The sequence below is a fragment of the Staphylococcus sp. HMSC34G04 genome, from assembly GCF_001838765.1.
Lineage (GTDB): Bacteria > Bacillota > Bacilli > Staphylococcales > Staphylococcaceae > Staphylococcus > Staphylococcus epidermidis.
The window spans coordinates 1-1,743 of the sequence record NZ_KV838734.1 but is presented as its reverse complement, the minus strand read 5'-3'; the positions used below and the strand labels follow the sequence as shown (position 1 = coordinate 1,743).

Annotated in this window: 3 protein-coding genes; all 3 read left to right on the top strand. The window is 33.4% G+C overall.

Going from position 1 to position 1,743, the window contains the following annotated elements; all coding sequences use genetic code 11:
• On the top strand, nucleotides 1–186 hold a 186-nt coding region (locus HMPREF3241_RS06595), incomplete at its 5' end, for a thiamine pyrophosphate-dependent enzyme (protein ID WP_256323888.1).
• Nucleotides 187–218: 32 nt separating this feature from the next.
• Nucleotides 219–923 (top strand): acetolactate decarboxylase, encoded by a 705-nt coding sequence (gene budA / locus HMPREF3241_RS06590; RefSeq protein WP_070853556.1) that lies wholly within the window; start codon nucleotides 219–221, stop codon nucleotides 921–923.
• A 34-nt stretch (nucleotides 924–957) separates the two neighbouring features.
• Nucleotides 958–1,743 (top strand): L-lactate permease (locus HMPREF3241_RS06585; RefSeq protein ID WP_141763178.1); only part of this gene is annotated, 786 nt, incomplete at its 3' end.

Genomic DNA, 1,743 nt, shown 5'->3' with positions numbered 1-1,743 from the left:
GTTGATTATGTGAAATATGCAGAAGCTTTTGGTGCAAAAGGAATGCGTGTCACAAATCAAGAAGAATTAGAACATGCGATTAAAAAAGGTTATGAAATTCAAGGACCTGTAGTCATTGATATACCTGTAAATTATAAAGATAATGTGAAACTTTCAACCAATATGTTGCCTGATGCATTTAATTAATAATCAAATAGTAATTGAGGAGTGAAGCTTTTATGACTAATATCTTATATCAACACGGTACATTAGGAACATTGATGGCAGGACTATTAAAAGGTACTGCCTCAATTAATGAACTATTAGAACATGGTGACCTAGGTATTGCGACATTAACTGGTTCTAATGGAGAAGTGATATTTGTAGATGGTAAAGCCTATCATGCGAATGAATATAAAGAATTTGTTGAACTAAAAGGTGATGAGTTAACACCTTATGCAACAGTGACAAAATTCACAGCAGATACAACATATCAAACTAAGGATAAAACTTCTGAAGCTGTTTTTGATGAAATAAAAGAAAAAATGCTTAGTGAAAATTTATTTTCAGCTGTTAAAATTTCTGGAGTATTCAAAAAAATGCACGTTCGCATGATGCCTGGACAAGAGCCGCCATATACACGATTAATTGATTCGGCACGCAGACAGCCTGAACAAACTGAAACGTATGTTGAAGGAACTGTTGTTGGTTTCTTCACGCCCGAACTATTCCATGGTATTGGATCTTCAGGATTTCATATACACTTTGCGAATGATGATCGTAACTTCGGCGGCCATGTGCTAGACTTTGAAATAGAAGATGCTAAGGTTGAAATTCAGAACTTCGAAACATTCGAACAACATTTCCCAATCAATGATGAAATCTTTAATAAGACGGATATTGATTATAAAGATATTTCAGAGGAAATTAGAGAAGCAGAATAGTATCTTAAAAATTAAAAGAGGAGTATAAATTGTTATGTTAGTGCATTCATTTGATCCATTTCATAATTTGTTGTTATCTTCAATCGTTGCTGCTATACCAATCATTCTTTTCTTACTGTGTTTAACAGTATTTAAAATGAAAGGTGTTTATGCTGCATTAACAACTTTGATTATAACAATATTAGTAGCATTATTAGTTTTTAAATTACCTTTGAACATTGCTGGAGGAGCCACATTTGAAGGTTTTTATCAAGGTATTATTCCCATTGGTTTTATAGTTATTATGGCCGTATGGTTGTATAAAATTTCTACCAAAAGTGGTCAATTTGATATTGTTAAAGACAGTATAGCTAGTATTTCACAAGATCAACGTATTCAATTATTACTAATTGGTTTTGTATTTAATGCATTTTTAGAAGGCGCAGCCGGATTTGGTGTACCAATTGCTATATGCGCTGTATTACTTACGCAGCTGGGATTCAAACCTTTAGAGGCAGCTATGTATTGTTTAGTAGGCAATGCTGCTGCTGGGGCTTACGGTGCAGTAGGAATTCCAGTAGCTATTATTGATACGTTAAATTTATCAGGTGATGTGTCTGCTACCGAGGTAGCACTAATTGGTAATTTAACTTTAGGGTTTATTAGCTTTTTTGTGCCTTTCTTATTAATATTTATGATTGATGGATTCAGAGGTATTAAAGAGATATTACCATCTATTTTAGTTGTTTCTGTAACTTATACGTTTTTACAAGTGATTATAACATCATTTGCAGGTCCTGAACTTGCAGATATTATACCTGGATTGGCAGCTATGGTTGCA

What these genes read in the sequence shown, in the direction of transcription:
- budA (WP_070853556.1), top strand. Translation starts at nt 219, where the DNA reads ATGACTAATATCTTATATCAACACGGTACATTAGGAACATTGATGGCA.